Source organism: Microbacterium lacticum (assembly GCF_006716815.1).
In the GTDB taxonomy this organism is placed as follows: Bacteria; Actinomycetota; Actinomycetes; order Actinomycetales; family Microbacteriaceae; genus Microbacterium; species Microbacterium lacticum.
The window spans coordinates 362,435-377,264 of sequence record NZ_VFPS01000002.1; the positions used below are offsets into that span (position 1 = coordinate 362,435).

The following is a 14,830-nucleotide window of genomic DNA, read 5'->3' on the forward strand; positions in this document are numbered from 1 at the left end:
ACCCGTTACCCGCCGATGCCCTTCCAGGTCGCGGCGCCGTCGTCGGTGAGCTGACGCTTCCACACCGGAAGCTCGCGCTTGATCGCCTCGATGATCTCGCGACAGATTGTGAACGCCTCATCTCGGTGCGGCGTCGCGACGGCGATCACCACCGCGGCATCTCCGACCTCGAGGCGCCCGATGCGATGGCTCACGGCGACCGCGGCGCGGCGCGTCGAGATCGCGGCGAGGGCGATGTCGTGCAGCGTCGCCTCGGCATCGGGGTGGGCGGAGTACTCGAGCGCGACGACGGTGCCCGCAGCCTCCGGGTCGTGATCGCGGACGGTGCCGACGAAGGATGCCACGGCACCCATTGCGCGGTCTTCGACGGCGGCGAGGTGCGCCGCGATGTCGAGTGGGGTGTCGCTGATCCGGGCGATGCGTATCGCGGTCATGAGTGGTCTCCTCCCTGGAGTTGGTCGAGGACGTGCGCCGCGACGGCCAGGATCACGGGCATCCCGTCGGCGACGGCGGCGGGCGACCCGGGCAGGTTGACGACGAGGGCGTCTCCCACGACACCGGCAAGGCCCCGCGACAGCATGCCGGCAGGCTTCGCGGCGGCGCCGAGCCGGCGCAGCTCTTCCGCGATCCCCGGAACGAGGCGCTCGAGCACGCGCGCCGTGCCTTCGGGAGTCTGATCACGCGGCGACAGGCCCGTGCCACCCGTCGTCACGATCAGGCGTGCCCCTGCGGCGAGCGCCGCCTGCAGCGCACTCTGCACGGCATCCGCCCCGTCCGGCGTGACGACCGGTTCGGCGCAGTCGAAGCCCGCATCACGCAGCGCCGCGACCGCGATGGGGCCCGCCGCATCGGCACGGATGCCCGCGGCAGAGCGGTCCGAGACGGTGATGACGGCGGCGGGGGTCGACACATCGCCAGCCTACGCCGCGCCGACCAGGCCCCGTCCGGCCCCGGCACGGGAGAATCCGACGGATAATGAAGCATGCCCCGCCCGATGCACGCCCACCGCGGACTGGCACAAGCCAGCCGCCTCGAGGTCGCGTACCTCGTGATGGAGCGTCCCGGCATCTCGCTCGCCGAGCTCTCCGAAGAGACCGGCCTTCATGCGAACACCCTGCGTGACCACGTGCGCGTGCTGATCGCCGAGGGGATCATCCGCAGCGAGACCGAGCGCCGGCCCACCCGCGGACGCCCGCCGGCCGTGTACTTCCCCGTGCGCGCGACGACCGACAACGAGATGGCGCAGCGCCGCGTCGACCAAGCGAAGCGCCACGGCGACCTGCTACGCCGCATCATGGCATCCGAAGCGCCCGAGCTCGATGAGGATGCCATGCACCAGCTCGACGCGCTCTACGAGCACCTCGACGAGTTGGGGCTCGAACCCGATCTCGACGAGAAGAACCTCGAGGTCGCGCTGTCGCCGTGCCGGTTCCACACGCTCGTCGCCGAGCAAGGGCACGCCGTGTGCCGCGTGCACGAGGGCCTCATCCGCGACGTGCTCGACCGCGCCGAGGGCCCCCTCGAGGTCGACCGCCTGCTCCCCCTGGTGACCGACCACCAGTGCGAGCTGCTGTTGCGCCTGCGCCCCGCTGACGCCTGAAGCGCGCCCCGCGCTTATTTCGCCGGTCGCGCGTCGCGCAGCATGCCGGCCACGACGAGCGCCGCAGCCCCGACGAGCACCAGCAGCCACAGGCCGAGCGCGTACGAGTTCGTCTCGGCGTGGTAGGTCGCACCCATCACGAGCGGCGGGAAGTAGCCACCCAGGCCCCCGGCCGCGGCGACGACACCCGTGACGGCGCCGACCTTGTCGGGCGGGGTGGACGGGCCGACCCACGCGAACACGGCGCCCATGCCGAGGCCCATGGCGAATGCCATCAAGAGGAACACGAACCCGGTGAGCACCCCCTCAGGTGGCTGCTGCCCGACGACGTACGCCGCCGCGACGATCCCGGCGAGAGACACCAGCGAGATGATCTTCGGCCCGAACTTGTCGGCGAGCACACCGCCGATCGGGCGGGCGATGACGGCGACCGCGGCGAACAGCGCCGTGCGCGTGCCGGCGCCGACGGCATCCACGTCGTCCGGATAGATGGTCACCAGGTACTTCGGCAGGTACGTCGAGAACGCGACGAAGCCGCCGAAGACGATCGCGTAGAGGAACGACATCTGCCACGTGACGGCGAGCTTGAGGGCGCCCTTCACCTTCGGCACGAGGGGCTGTCGGCTCGGCTGCCAGGCAGGCGATTCGCGCAGGAAGAACCAGACGAGTGCGGCCATGACGACGAGGACACCGGCGATCAGCAGATGGGTCGGAAAGTAGCCGATGCTCTGCGCGAGGCGCGGCGTGGCGAAGGCCGATACCGCCGTGCCGATCATGCCCATGCCGAAGATGCCGTTCGCGAAGCCGCGCCGCGCGGGCGGGAACCACGCGCTGGAGAAGGGGATGCCGACGGCGAAGATCGTGCCGGCGATGCCGAGCAGAAACCCCGCGACCACGAGCAGCCAGAAGCTGCCGATCGATCCGGCCAGCGCCACGAGCAGCACAGCGGGGACCGCCGCCAACAGGACCCCCGTGAACATCTTCCGCCCGCCGAATCGGTCGGTGAGGGCGCCGACGACGATGCGGCCGAGCGCACCGACGAGGACGGGTGTCGCGAGCATGAGCGAGACCTGCCCCTGGTCGAGGCCCATCTTCTCCGCGTAGATGTTCTGCAGCGGAGCGATGGCCATCCAGGCCCAGAAGCCCGCTGTCGAGGCGAGCGTGGCCAGGATGACCTGGCCGAGCCCGCCTTTCAGGCGGGGATCGGCGGCCGGCGGCGCGTCGGGGACCTTCGTTGTCACGGCGACTCCAATCGTCACGCTCACGGTAGACCCACGAACAGGGCGCGCCACAGAGGTTCACCGTTGAAATTCACGCGGATCGCCGTGTCCCCATAGTGACCAACCTTCAGTCGCGATTAAATACGGTGAAGCACGCGCTCGCCCCGGGGATTTCTGTCGATACTGGGGTGACACCGGCAGCCAGGAGGACCGATGACGCCCCAGATCCGCACGACTCCCGCGACGGACGGGCCGCTGGCCGACACCCTGCTGACGATGGGCAGGTTCCTGCGCCGCGGCGAGACGAGCCCCGATCTGCGGGCGGTCTTCCTCGAGGGTGGGCGCGGCGGCGACGTCTTCTACCGCGACCGCTGGGCGCACGACAAGGTCGTCCGTTCGACGCACGGCGTGAACTGCACGGGGTCGTGCTCGTGGAAGGTGTACGTCAAGGACGGCATCATCACGTGGGAGACGCAGCAGACCGACTACCCGTCCGTCGGCCCCGACTCGCCCGAGTACGAACCGCGCGGATGCCCCCGCGGCGCCGCGTTCAGTTGGTACACCTACTCCCCCACGCGCGTGCGGTATCCGTACATCCGCGACACGCTCGCCGAGCTGTACCGCGACGCCAAGCGCACGCATCCCGACCCCGTCGACGCGTGGGCCTCGATCGTCGAGGATCCCGAGAAGTCGCGCGCCTACAAGAGCGCCCGCGGCAAGGGCGGCCTGCTGCGCACGACGTGGGACGAGGCGATGGAGATTGCCGCCGCCGCACACGTGTACACCGTCAAGGAGTACGGCCCGGACCGGGTCGCCGGGTTCTCGCCGATCCCCGCGATGTCGATGGTCAGCCACGGTGCCGGGGCCCGGTTCCTGAACCTCGTCGGCGGCACGATCCTGTCCTTCTACGACTGGTACGCCGACCTCCCCGTCGCGAGCCCGCAGGTGTTCGGCGACCAGACCGACGTCCCCGAGTCCGCCGACTGGTGGAACGCCGGGTACCTCATGATGTGGGGCTCGAACGTACCCGTCACGCGCACGCCCGACGCGCACTTCATGGCCGAGGCGCGCTACCGCGGCCAGAAGGTGGTCACGGTCTCACCCGACTACACCGACAACACGAAGTTCGCCGACGAGTGGGTCGCACCGCACCCGGGCACCGACGCCGCGCTCGCGATGGCGATGGGTCACGTCATCCTCACGGAGTTCTTCGTGCAGCGCCGCACCGCGCCCTTCGAGGACTATATGCGCCGCTTCAGCGACGCGCCCTACCTCGTCGCGCTCGAGGAGCACCCGTCGGGTCTGGTCCCCGGCAAGTTCCTCACCGCGAGCGACCTGGGCGGCGAGGATGCCGCCGTCCCGCGTGCCGACTTCAAGACCGTCCTGCTCGATCAGAACGGCACCCCCGTCGTTCCGAACGGGTCTCTCGGCCACCGCTTCACGCCCGAGGACGAGGGGCGGTGGAACCTCGACCTCGAGGGCGTCGTGCCGCCCCTGTCGCTGCTCGACCTCGACGACACGACCGAATCGGTCGAGATCGTCCTCCCCCGCTTCGACGTCACGCCCGGCGGCGAGGACGAGGCGCACGCCGGCGGGACGGGCACCGTCACCCGCGGCGTGCCCGTGCGCCGCGTCGCCGGCCGCCTCGTCACGACCGTGTTCGACCTGCTGCTCGCGCAGTACGGCGTCGCGCGCGACGGACTGCCGGGCCAGTGGCCGACCGGCTACGACGACCCGACCACGCCCGGCACGCCCGCGTGGCAGGAAGAGCTCACGAACGTGCCCGCGGCGCAGGCCGCGCGCATCGGCCGCGAGTTCGCCGACAACGCCGAGCGCTCGGGCGGCCGCTCGATGATCCTCATGGGAGCGGGCACCAACCACTGGTTCCACTCCGACACGATCTATCGCACGTTCCTGGCGCTGACGACGATGACCGGATGCCAGGGCGTCAACGGCGGCGGCTGGGCGCACTACGTGGGGCAGGAGAAGGTGCGCCCCATCACCGGCTACTCGCAGTACGCGACGGCCGCCGACTGGAACCGCCCGCCCCGGCAGAACATCGGCACGGCGTTCTGGTACCTCGCGAGTGACCAATGGCGCTACGACGGCCTGCCGGCATCCGCCCTGGCCTCTCCGCTCGCCCGCGGCCAGTTCGAGGACCGGACGACGGCGGACTGCCTCGTCGAGTCGGTCAAGCGGGGATGGATGCCTGCCTACCCGACCTTCTCGCGCAACCCGCTCGACCTGTGCGACGAGGCCGAGGCGGCCGGCAAAGAGCCCGCCGCGCACATCGTCGACGCCCTCACCGACGGGTCGCTGCACTACGCGGTCGAAGACCCCGACGCCCCGGAGAACTTCCCGCGCGTCATCTCCATCTGGCGAGCCAACGTGCTGGGCTCGTCGGGCAAGGGCAACGAGTACTTCCTCAAGCACCTGCTCGGCACCGACTCGGCCGTCCGCGCGCCCGAGTCGCCCGAGGGGTCGCGCCCGCGGGACATGGTGTGGCACGAGAACGCACCCGAAGGCAAGCTCGACCTGCTGATGACGGCGGACTTCCGCATGACCTCGACGACGCTGTTCAGCGACCTCGTGCTGCCGGCGGCGACCTGGTACGAGAAGTACGACCTGTCCTCGACCGACATGCACCCCTTCATCCACGCGTTCACGCCGGCGATCAACCCGCCGTGGCAGACGCGCACCGACTTCGATCTGTTCGGGGCGCTCGCCGAGAAATTCAGCGAGTACGCGGCGGTGCACCTGGGCGTCCGCAAGGACGTCGTGGCCTCGCCGCTGCAGCACGACACCCCCGACGCCATGGCGACCCCGCACGGCACCGTCCCCGAGGACGCGCCGCTCGTACCGGGCGTGACGATGGCCAAGCTCATCGTCGTCGAACGCGACTACCCCAACCTCTACGAGAGGTGGAAGTCCCTCGGCCCGCTGACGGCCAAGCTCGGCATGACGACGAAGGCGATCACGTACCACCCCGACCGCGAGATCGAGCAGCTGAAGCAGAAGAACGGCGTCGTGCAGTCGGGCCCGTACACCGGCAGCGTGCTGCTGGACACCGACAAGAAGGCGTGCGAGATGATCCTCGCCTTCTCGGGGACGAGCAACGGCCGCCTCGCCGTGCAGGGCTTCCGCGAACTGGAGAAGAAGACGGGCCAGCGCATCGCGCAGCTCGCCGAAGACCACGAGGGCTCGCGCATCACCTTCCAGGACGTTCAGGTGCAGCCGCGCAGCGTCATCACCTCGCCGGAGTGGTCGGGCTCCGAGCACGGCGGCCGTCGCTACACCGCGTTCGCGATCAACGTCGAGCACCTGAAGCCGTGGCACACCCTGACCGGCCGCCAGCACTTCTACCTCGACCACGACTGGATGAGCGAGCTCGGCGAGAGCCTGCCCGTGTTCCGACCGCCGCTGGACATGCACCGCCTCTTCGACTCCGAGAAGGTCGGCACGACCAAGCGCATCGCGGGGCCGGGCGCCGCCGGGCAGACCGAGGTGACGGTGCGCTACCTTACTCCCCACTCGAAGTGGTCGATCCACTCCGAGTACCAGGACAACCTGTTCATGCTGTCGCTGAGCCGCGGCGGCCCCACGATCTGGATGAGCACGCAGGATGCCGCGAAGATCGGCGTCCGCGACAACGAGTGGATCGAGTCGTACAACCGCAACGGCGTCGTCGTCGCCCGCGCGATCGTCTCGCACCGCATGCCCGAGGGAACGGTGTACATGTACCACGCGAAGGACCGCACGGTAGATGTGCCGATCGCCGAGACCAGCGGCCTGCGCGGCGGCATCCACAACTCGCTCACCCGCATCCTGCTGAAACCGAGCCATCTGATCGGCGGCTACGCGCAGCTCGCATGGGCGTTCAACTACCTGGGTCCGACCGGCAACCAGCGCGACGAGATCACGCAGATCCGCCGCCGCAGCCAGGAGGTGGAGTACTGATGAAGGTCATGGCTCAGATGTCGATGATCATGAATCTCGACAAATGCATCGGATGCCACACGTGCTCGGTCACGTGCAAGCAGGCGTGGACCAACCGCACCGGCGTCGAGTACGTCTGGTTCAACAACGTCGAGACGCGCCCCGGCGTGGGCTACCCCCGCACGTACGAGGACCAGGAGAAGTGGGGCGGCGGCTGGGTGCGCACCAAGCGCGGCCGCCTGAAGCTGCGCAGCGGTGGCCGGCTGTCGAAGCTCGCGCGCATCTTCTCGAACCCGAAGCTGCCCGAGATCCACGACTACTACGAGCCGTGGACCTACGACTACGACATGCTGCTCAACGCCCCGAAGGGGCAACAGACGCCCGTCGCTCGGCCGAAGAGCCTGCTCACCGGCGAGGACATGAAGATCTCGTGGTCGGCCAACTGGGACGACGACCTCGGCGGTTCGCTCGAGACGATGCAGGACGACCCGATCCTCAAGAAGATGAGCGAAGAGGTGAAGGCCGAGTTCGAGAAGGCCTTCATGTTCTACCTGCCGCGCATCTGCGAGCACTGCCTGAACCCCTCGTGCGTCGCCTCGTGCCCGTCGGGCGCGATGTACAAGCGCGCCGAGGACGGCATCGTGCTCGTCGATCAGGACCAGTGCCGCGGCTGGCGCATGTGCGTGTCGGGATGCCCGTACAAGAAGGTCTACTTCAACCACCGCACCGGCAAGGCCGAGAAGTGCACGATGTGCTACCCGCGCATCGAGGTGGGCCTGCCCACCGTGTGCTCGGAGACCTGCGTCGGGCGGCTGCGCTATCTCGGCATCGTGTTGTACGACGCCGACCGGGTGGCGCAGGCGGCGGCCGTCGAGGACGACAAGGCGCTGCTGCGGGCGCAGCGCGACATCATCCTCGACCCGTTCGACCCCGCCGTCATCGAGGCGGCACGCGCGGGCGACATCCCCGAGGACTGGATCGAGGCCGCACAGCGCAGCCCGATCTGGAAGCTCATGCAGTACCAGGTCGCCCTGCCGCTGCACCCCGAATACCGCACCATGCCGATGGTCTGGTACATCCCGCCGCTCTCCCCCGTCGTCGACGTCGTGACCGGCTCGGGCAACGACGGCGAGGACGCGCGGACCCTGTTCGCCGCCATCGACAAGCTGCGGATCCCGATCGGCTACCTCGCCGAGCTCTTCACGGCGGGCGACATCGCCCCCGTCGACCTTGCCCTGCGCCGCCTCGCCGCGATGCGCTCGTACATGCGCGGCGTGAACCTCGACGACGAGCGCGACGAGCGCATCGCACGGGCGGTCGGCATGAGCGGCACCGAGGTCGAGGAGATGTACCGGCTGCTCGCGATCGCGAAGTACGAGGAGCGCTACGTCATCCCCTCGGCGCACACGGAGCAGGCTCACGCCCTCGAGGAGATGGCGTGCTCGCTCGACTTCGACGGGGGCCCCGGCATGGGCGGCGCCGGTCCGTTCGGCTCCTCGAGCGGTCCGAGCGTGCCCGTCGCGGTGGAGAACTTCCACATCCTCGCCGACCGGCAGACCGCCGACCGACCGTCGTCGCCCGGGCGCGTCAACCTGCTCAACTGGGACGGCAACGGCAACGCCGACGGGCTCTTCCCGCCGACCTCGATGACGGCGGTGCGCGAGACCGGCAAGGGCAAGGACAAGAACCAGGGCGCGGGTGAGGGCGGCCCATGAGCTCCGTCCTGCCCCGCGTCACCCCGCGCCGCGCCCTGCCCCCCGAGGTGCCCGCCCTGCGGCTGTCGGCCGTCGACCGCGCCGCCACCCACATGCTCGCGTCGCTCCTGCTCGACTACCCCGATGCCGCGTGGTTCGGGCGCCTGCCCGCCCTGCGTCCGCACATCGACGCGCTTCCGTCCGCGATCTCGGAACCCCTGACATCCTTCGTCGATCAGGCCGAAGCGGCCGGCGAGGCGGAATGGCAGCGGCGCTACGTGGTCACATTCGACCTCAAGCGCAAGTGCAGCCTGTACCTGAGCTACTACGCGACCGGCGACACGCGCCGCCGCGGCGTCGCGCTGGTCACGTTCCTCGAGGCGTACCGCGCCGCGGGGTGGGAGTTCGACGCGGACGACCTGCCCGACTTCCTGCCGGCGGTGCTGGAGTTCTCGGCCCGCGCCGACGCCGCGACCGCCGATGCTCAGATCGCCGGCGCGCTGCTCGCCTCGCACCGCGAGGGCATCGAGGTACTGCGCGCCGCGCTCGAGGGCATGTCGAGCCCGTGGGCGCTCGTCGTGCGCACCGTCACGCAGTCGCTTCCCCCCATCGACGCCGCGACCCGCGAGCGCTACCTCGACCTCATCAACGAGGGGCCGCCCACCGAGACGGTGGGCCTCAGCTTCCTGGGGCAGCTTCCGCCCTTCCGTCCCGTCTCGCAGGAGGCACCATGACCACGCTGCAGATGATCCTCTGGGTCGCGATCCCGTACGCCTCGATCGCGGTGTTCGTCGTCGGGCACATCTGGCGCTACCGCTACGACAAGTTCGGCTGGACCACCCGGTCGAGCCAGACGTACGAGAACCGGCTGCTGCGCTGGGGGTCGCCGATGTTCCACTTCGGCATCCTCATGGTCATCGCGGGTCACGTCGTCGGACTGTTCATCCCCCGCGAATGGCTGTACGCGATCGGCATCAACGAGGAGATGTACCACATCGGCGCGACCGTGCTCGGGACGTTCGCCGCCGTGCTGACGCTTGCGGGGCTCGCGATCCTGATCTACCGCCGGCGTACCGTCGGCCCCGTGTTCCTCGCGACGACCACGATGGACAAGGTCATGTACGTCTTCCTCGGGGCGACGCTACTGTTCGGCACCGCCGCGACGGTCGTGTACCAGGTGTTCGGCGGCGGATTCCACTACCGCGAGACGATCTCGCCGTGGATCCGCAGCATCTTCCTGTTCCAACCGCAGGTCGAGCTGATGGCCGAGGTGCCGCTGCTGTTCCAGCTGCACATCCTGACGGCGTTCGCCCTGTTCGCGCTGTGGCCGTTCACACGGCTCGTGCACGTCTTCTCCGCGCCGGTGGGCTACCTGTTCCGTCCCTACGTCGTGTACCGCTCGCGGGATGCCGAGCGCGGCGCGCGCCCCGCCCGCCGCGGCTGGGACCCGGTGAAGGCCCCCGACCCCGAGCGCCTGCACAAGCTCTAGGTTCTAGACCAGCCGGACGGGCACCGCGCGGAAGCCGGCGACGGGTGCCTGCTCACGCTCCGGGTCGCCCGCCGGCTCGATGCGGCCCGCCGTGAGCAGCGCCCGCACGAGCACGCGCAGCTCGCCGGTCGCGAGCAGGCGTCCCGGGCACACGTGCGGGCCGGTGCCGTAGACGAGGTTCGCGGCGGCGTGCGCGGCAGGGTCGAAGGCGTCGGGTTCCACGAAGACGGCCGGGTCGCGGTTGGCGGCGCGCCAGTCGAGCACGACGATCTGGCCGGCGTGCACGGGGCAGCCGCCGACCTCGGTCTGTCGCGTGACGCGGCGTCGGTTGGAGACGAACGGGTCGTCGGCGCGCAGGATCTCGTCGATCGCGGCGTCGAGGTCGGCGTCGGATGCCGCCGCGAGATGATCCTGATGCTCCGGGTGCACGGCGAGCCAGTGCACGATGACGCCGGTGCACAGGGCGAGCGAGCCCAGGTCGCCGCCCGTGACGTTGCGCAGTATCGACACGAGCTCGTCGTCGCGCAGCGCCGAGCCGTCACTGTGCCGCAGCCCCATCAGCCGGGTGGTGACATCGTCGCGCGGATGCTCCCGACGCCGTCGCAGCAGCTCCCGGATGATGGCGTCGAACCGGTCGGCGATCTCGGCGGTCGCCCGCGGGTGCCCCGTGCGCGATGCGACGCGGTTGTCGGCGACCCACTGCAGCAGCGGCTCCTCCCACTCGGGCAGCCATCCGAGCCACGCCGACTGGGCGCGCACGGCGAAGCGCGCACCGAGGTCGGCAACGGCGCCGAAGGGCGCATCGGCGGCGTCGAGCCGGGCGACGAGGTCGGCGGCGATGCGCTCGAGCTCGGGCAGCAGCTGGGCGACGGCGTCGGCATCCATGAACGGGTCGAGCAGGTGGCGCATCTCGGCGTGCGCCGCCCCGTCGAGCCCGTTGGGCACCTGCAGGTGGCGCGAGACGATGCTCGAGAAGGTCTCCGGGTCGTGCGCGAGGCGGACGACTTCAGCATGGTCGCCGATGACGAGGCGGCCCTTCTGATCGAGATGCACGCGGTCAGTCGTCGACATGGAAGATCCCCTTCGCCCCCTTCTCGGCGTCGCTCATGATGTGCGTGACGAAAGGATAGTTCCCCGCCTCGGGGAACGACAGCTCGACGAAGCCGCCCTGCGCGGGCTGCATCGCGAGCGCCTGCGATCCGCCGGCGTCTCCGGGGCGCAGCGTGTACGCGCCCTCGAAGTAGACCGTGTCGAACTGGCCGCCGACGATGTGGAACGACGAGGGCGTGTTGGGTCCGGCATCCAGGGTCCAGATGCGCACGCGCTCGCCCACGGCCGCCGTCAGCGGGCGGTACGCGTACTGGTTCGCGTACCCGTTGAAGGTCACGAGGTCGGGAAGCTGCGTCGCGATGCGGTCGGCGTCGGCCGTCTCGCCCTGCGGGCCGAGGTACAGCTCGCCCTGCACGAGCACGTACTCGCGGTCGACGGGGGCGAGGTCGGGAGGGTCGATGATGACGGCGCCGAACATGCCGTTCGCGATGTGCATCGACATCGGCATCGTCGAGCAGTGGTACATCCAGATGCCCGCCTGCGTCGCGGTGAAGCGGTAGGTGAGGGTCTCCCCCGGCTGGATCGTCCGCATGGGCGCGTCGGGTGCGAGTGCGCCCGCGTGGAAGTCGATCGAGTGCCCGATCGACCCATCGTTGACGAGCGTGATCTCGAAGCGGTCGCCGATCTTCCCGCGGATGACGGGCCCGGGCGCGCTGCCGCCGAACATCCACCGCGTCTGCGCGACCCCGGGGGCCACCTCGACCTCCTCCTCGCTCACGTCGAGGGTGATGCGATGGACCGTGTCGGTGGATGCCGGGGCCAGCGCGGCCGGCCAGGGCTCGAAGTCGGCGTCGGGCTCGGCCTCGAGGTCGATGTCGTCGGCGGCCGAGGCAGCGCCCGTCGTGCTGCCGTGGTCGTGGCCCGACATCGAGCCGCTTCCGGAAGCCGTGCCGGCGCTGCCGCCGGTGCCACCCGCGGGTGCGCCCGTCACGACGACGGTCAGCTCCATACCCATCTGGCGGTGCCCCGCGATCGAGCACCAGCCGGCCATGTCGGCGCCGATGAGGCCGACCTCGACCGTCTCGCTCTCGCCCGGGGCGAGCCGCTGCGTGCGCACGCCGTTGGCGAAGGTGAGGTCGTGCACGTCGGTGCCGGTGTTGTGGAACGTCACGACGAGCGCGTCGCCGTACGGCACCTCGATCTCGGCGGGCGTGAAACGCATACCCGACACCTCGACCGTGATCTCGGTGACCTCGCCGGATGCCGTGACGTCGCCCCCGGCTGCCGTTGAGATGCCGACGGCGGCGGGGTCAGCGGCGACTCCCCCGGCGACGCACAGCGCGAGCACCGTGAAGGCGGCCGCGACCATGCCGACACGGCGCGGGGGCGCCGTGGGAGCGGCCGCCACGGGCACTCCGAGGCCGACCCGCCCGCTGCGGTCGGGGCTGTCGCCCTCGGCACGGCGCACGCGGCGCCCCACGACGATCGCGCGGATCGCGAGGACCAGGAACGCGATGACGACCCCGGCCGCCACGAACGACAGCAGCACGCGCGCGACCGACGGCATCGGCAGCAGGTACAGCACGATCGCACCGTTGAACGCCGTGACGCGGAACGCGGCGCCGCGATCGAGCACCTCGGCACCCGCTTTGGCGGCGGCGGGGCTGCCGAGCGCGACGACAGGCAGCAGATAGCTCATCGCTCCGGTCAGCAACTGCACCGCGAACCCGGCGACGAGGGGACCGAGCACCATGAGGTAGCTCTCGCGCAGCGTCACCCAGTCGGGACTGAGCGCGGCGATCACCGCAAGGCATACCGCCGCGACGACGACCCAGCCGTACGCGGCCGCGAGACTCCAGCCGGCGAAGGTGCCCGGCGGCATGCTGCGCGCCTGCCGCCAGCCCTCGATGCCGATGCGGGCCGCCCCGACGATCCACATCGCCATGCCCAGGGTCACGAGCAGGCGCAGGTCGAGGAGGGGTCCGGATGCCGCGACGACGAGCCCCGCGATGAGCACGGGCAGGGCGAATCGTGCCCCGGCATCCGCCGTGTCTGCCATACGCGCGTGCAGCACGGTCGGGAACAGCAGCACGAGCGTGCCGAGTGCGGTCAGGCCGATCCAGCCGTAGGCGTTGAGCACGAGGTGCGCCGTCACGAGCCGGTCGGTGAGGTCGGGGTCGCCCGCGGCGCTCATCGTGGCGCCGATCGCGATGCCGCCGAGGAACACGACGGCCGCCGCGACGTAGTACCGCACGAGCGACCCGAACCGCGACGGCAGCGCACGGCGCAATTGCAGGAACAGCACGACGGCGTGCGCGAGGATCGCGGCGGCGACGACCGACGCGCCGACGATCACGAGCGGGACGGATGCCGCGAGCACGCCCGCCACGACAAGGCCCGCGCCGACCGTATGCAGGCCCAATCGGATGCCGAGTCCGGCACGGCCCGCCGGCGCCTCACGCCGCAGCAGCGTGTCGGAGAAATGCTGCGACCAGATGAGGATCGCCGCCGTCACGGCGCCCAGCAGCGGCACGTGCACCATGAGCCACATCGGCTGCGACACGAATCGGTGGATCGTCACGGCGACGACCGTCAGCACGATCCACGTGAGCACGACCGCGTTGGTCAGCAGATACCAGTTACGCCGGGACACGACCGCGGCTCCTTTCACGTGTGGGGGCAGTGCGCGCGGCGCGGGCGGCGCGGCCGGCCCGCAGCAAGACGACGACGACCGTCACGCCGAATCCGAGGATCGCGACGGCGGCGCCGATGCCACCGGCTCGCAGCCCGAGCGTCAGACCCCACGCGTCGCCGACGACGACGCGCACAAGCAGCGACAGTTGCAGGAGGGCGACCGGCACGTACAGCGCGACGTGGTACGGGATCCGCACGCCAAGGACGGCCGGGAGGATGACGGGCGCGTGCGCCATGATCATCGTGATCACGAACCCGAGGAAGACCGCGTGCGTCGTGGCGTCGTAGATGACTCCTTCGGTGCGCGCGCCGCCCAGCAACCACCCGGCACCCGCGACAGCGAGCCACGCGTAGCCCGCGAGCAGGCATACCGCGACGTACCGCGGCAGCCCCGGCATCCGCACCGTCGCACGGGCGACGTCGTACCGCAGCAGCCACGCGACGACGCCCAGCAACAGGATGCCTGCCACCGGCACCGCGACCACGGGGGTCGTGAGACTCAGGATGGCGACCGCCGACAGCGCGAGCGACAAGGCGAACAAGAGGCGTTCGGCGCGGATGCCGGGAGCCGCGATGCGGGCGAGCTCGAGCCGCTCGCCCGTGATCGTGAGGATGAGGAAGACCGCAAGCAGCGGCACGAGCCGCGGAGCGGGAACGCCGGCGCACCACACGACCGCCGCGACGAGCCCCGTCACGGCGCCGAGTCCCTGGATCGCGGTCGCCGTCATCGGCTGGCGCGCCCAGATCGCGCGGTACTGCAGCGCATGCACCGCCATACCGACGGCGATCGCGGCCTGGCCGGCGATGACCGGCACCGGCGTGAGCGCGAGGATCGTACCCGCCGCGAGCAGTGCGGGCGCGGCATAGGCCCACGCCGCGCGAAGCGCGACGGCGCGTTCGAGGCTGATGAGAGTGCCGACGAACCCGAACACCATGAGCGCCGAGTGCAGTTCGGGCAGCCGCGCGCTGACGATCGGCAGCGCGACGCCCATGAGCAGCAGCCCCGCGACGAGGCCCAGCACGAGCAACCCCGCGGCGGGGATCACCAGCAGCAGGCGCGGCCAGGTGCGGCGGCGCGCGGAGGTGTCCATACTCCGACGGTAGGCCCCTGGGCGCGGCGGCGGGCCGAAGATGACCGTGGTTATCT

General features: G+C 70.5%; 11 protein-coding genes. 5 read left to right on the plus strand and 6 right to left on the minus strand.

Going from position 1 to position 14,830, the window contains the following annotated elements; translation table 11 throughout:
* Positions 1–5: 5 nt before the first annotated feature.
* Both FHX68_RS07510 and FHX68_RS07515 read right to left on the minus strand, forming a co-directional pair.
* Positions 6–434 carry a molybdenum cofactor biosynthesis protein MoaE gene (locus FHX68_RS07510; RefSeq protein ID WP_141379826.1) on the minus strand — a complete coding sequence of 143 codons (429 nt, stop codon included), beginning with the start codon at positions 432–434 and terminating at the stop codon, positions 6–8.
* Positions 431–910 (minus strand): MogA/MoaB family molybdenum cofactor biosynthesis protein, encoded by a 480-nt coding sequence (locus FHX68_RS07515; RefSeq protein ID WP_141379825.1) that lies wholly within the window; start codon positions 908–910, stop codon positions 431–433. Before FHX68_RS07515 ends, FHX68_RS07510 begins: the two co-directional genes overlap by 4 nt.
* A 72-nt stretch (positions 911–982) precedes the next feature.
* On the opposite strand from FHX68_RS07515, the gene FHX68_RS07520 reads away from it, so the two are divergent.
* The gene (locus FHX68_RS07520; protein WP_141379824.1) at positions 983–1,600 is read left to right on the plus strand and encodes a winged helix-turn-helix transcriptional regulator; all 618 of its coding nucleotides are present in this window, start codon (positions 983–985) and stop codon (positions 1,598–1,600) included.
* Between the two features lie 14 nt (positions 1,601–1,614).
* On the opposite strand, the gene FHX68_RS07525 is transcribed toward FHX68_RS07520, so the two are convergent.
* The gene (locus tag FHX68_RS07525; protein ID WP_280525015.1) at positions 1,615–2,841 is read right to left on the minus strand and encodes a nitrate/nitrite transporter; all 1,227 of its coding nucleotides are present in this window, start codon (positions 2,839–2,841) and stop codon (positions 1,615–1,617) included.
* Positions 2,842–3,033: 192 nt separating this feature from the next.
* Here FHX68_RS07525 and FHX68_RS07530 point away from each other — a divergent pair, with 192 nt between their 5' ends.
* Genes FHX68_RS07530 through narI form a run of 4 tightly spaced genes read left to right on the plus strand, consistent with a single transcriptional unit; the run spans position 3,034 to position 9,939 of the window.
* Entirely contained in the window at positions 3,034–6,777 is a 3,744-nt protein-coding gene (locus FHX68_RS07530) for a nitrate reductase subunit alpha (protein ID WP_141379823.1), read from the plus strand.
* Positions 6,777–8,471: a nitrate reductase subunit beta gene (gene narH, locus FHX68_RS07535; protein ID WP_141379822.1), complete on the plus strand. Its 1,695-nt coding sequence runs from the start codon at positions 6,777–6,779 to the stop codon at positions 8,469–8,471. Before FHX68_RS07530 ends, narH begins: the two co-directional genes overlap by 1 nt.
* Complete coding sequence (gene narJ / locus FHX68_RS07540; RefSeq protein ID WP_141379821.1) at positions 8,468–9,184, plus strand: nitrate reductase molybdenum cofactor assembly chaperone; 717 nt, start codon at positions 8,468–8,470, stop codon at positions 9,182–9,184. Before narH ends, narJ begins: the two co-directional genes overlap by 4 nt.
* Positions 9,181–9,939: a respiratory nitrate reductase subunit gamma gene (narI, locus tag FHX68_RS07545; protein ID WP_141379820.1), complete on the plus strand. Its 759-nt coding sequence runs from the start codon at positions 9,181–9,183 to the stop codon at positions 9,937–9,939. The genes narJ and narI overlap by 4 nt, the downstream gene beginning before the upstream one ends.
* 3 nt (positions 9,940–9,942) lie before the next feature.
* Here the strand turns inward: narI and FHX68_RS07550 are convergent, their stop codons facing one another.
* From FHX68_RS07550 to FHX68_RS07560, 3 genes are read right to left on the minus strand one after another with little or no spacing between them, the layout of a single operon-like run.
* Positions 9,943–11,010 carry a cytochrome P450 gene (locus FHX68_RS07550; protein ID WP_170214197.1) on the minus strand — a complete coding sequence of 356 codons (1,068 nt, stop codon included), beginning with the start codon at positions 11,008–11,010 and terminating at the stop codon, positions 9,943–9,945.
* Positions 10,997–13,642 (minus strand): multicopper oxidase domain-containing protein, encoded by a 2,646-nt coding sequence (locus tag FHX68_RS07555; RefSeq protein WP_141379819.1) that lies wholly within the window; start codon positions 13,640–13,642, stop codon positions 10,997–10,999. Before FHX68_RS07555 ends, FHX68_RS07550 begins: the two co-directional genes overlap by 14 nt.
* The gene (locus FHX68_RS07560; RefSeq protein WP_174799084.1) at positions 13,629–14,774 is read right to left on the minus strand and encodes a hypothetical protein; all 1,146 of its coding nucleotides are present in this window, start codon (positions 14,772–14,774) and stop codon (positions 13,629–13,631) included. Before FHX68_RS07560 ends, FHX68_RS07555 begins: the two co-directional genes overlap by 14 nt.
* Positions 14,775–14,830 lie beyond the last annotated feature (56 nt).

What these genes read in the sequence shown, in the direction of transcription:
- FHX68_RS07550 (WP_170214197.1), bottom strand. Translation starts at nt 11,010, where the DNA reads ATGTCGACGACTGACCGCGTGCATCTCGATCAGAAGGGCCGCCTCGTC.
- narH (WP_141379822.1), top strand. Translation starts at nt 6,777, where the DNA reads ATGAAGGTCATGGCTCAGATGTCGATGATCATGAATCTCGACAAATGC.
- FHX68_RS07530 (WP_141379823.1), top strand. Translation starts at nt 3,034, where the DNA reads ATGACGCCCCAGATCCGCACGACTCCCGCGACGGACGGGCCGCTGGCC.
- narI (WP_141379820.1), top strand. Translation starts at nt 9,181, where the DNA reads ATGACCACGCTGCAGATGATCCTCTGGGTCGCGATCCCGTACGCCTCG.
- FHX68_RS07510 (WP_141379826.1), bottom strand. Translation starts at nt 434, where the DNA reads ATGACCGCGATACGCATCGCCCGGATCAGCGACACCCCACTCGACATC.
- FHX68_RS07560 (WP_174799084.1), bottom strand. Translation starts at nt 14,774, where the DNA reads ATGGACACCTCCGCGCGCCGCCGCACCTGGCCGCGCCTGCTGCTGGTG.
- FHX68_RS07520 (WP_141379824.1), top strand. Translation starts at nt 983, where the DNA reads ATGCCCCGCCCGATGCACGCCCACCGCGGACTGGCACAAGCCAGCCGC.
- narJ (WP_141379821.1), top strand. Translation starts at nt 8,468, where the DNA reads ATGAGCTCCGTCCTGCCCCGCGTCACCCCGCGCCGCGCCCTGCCCCCC.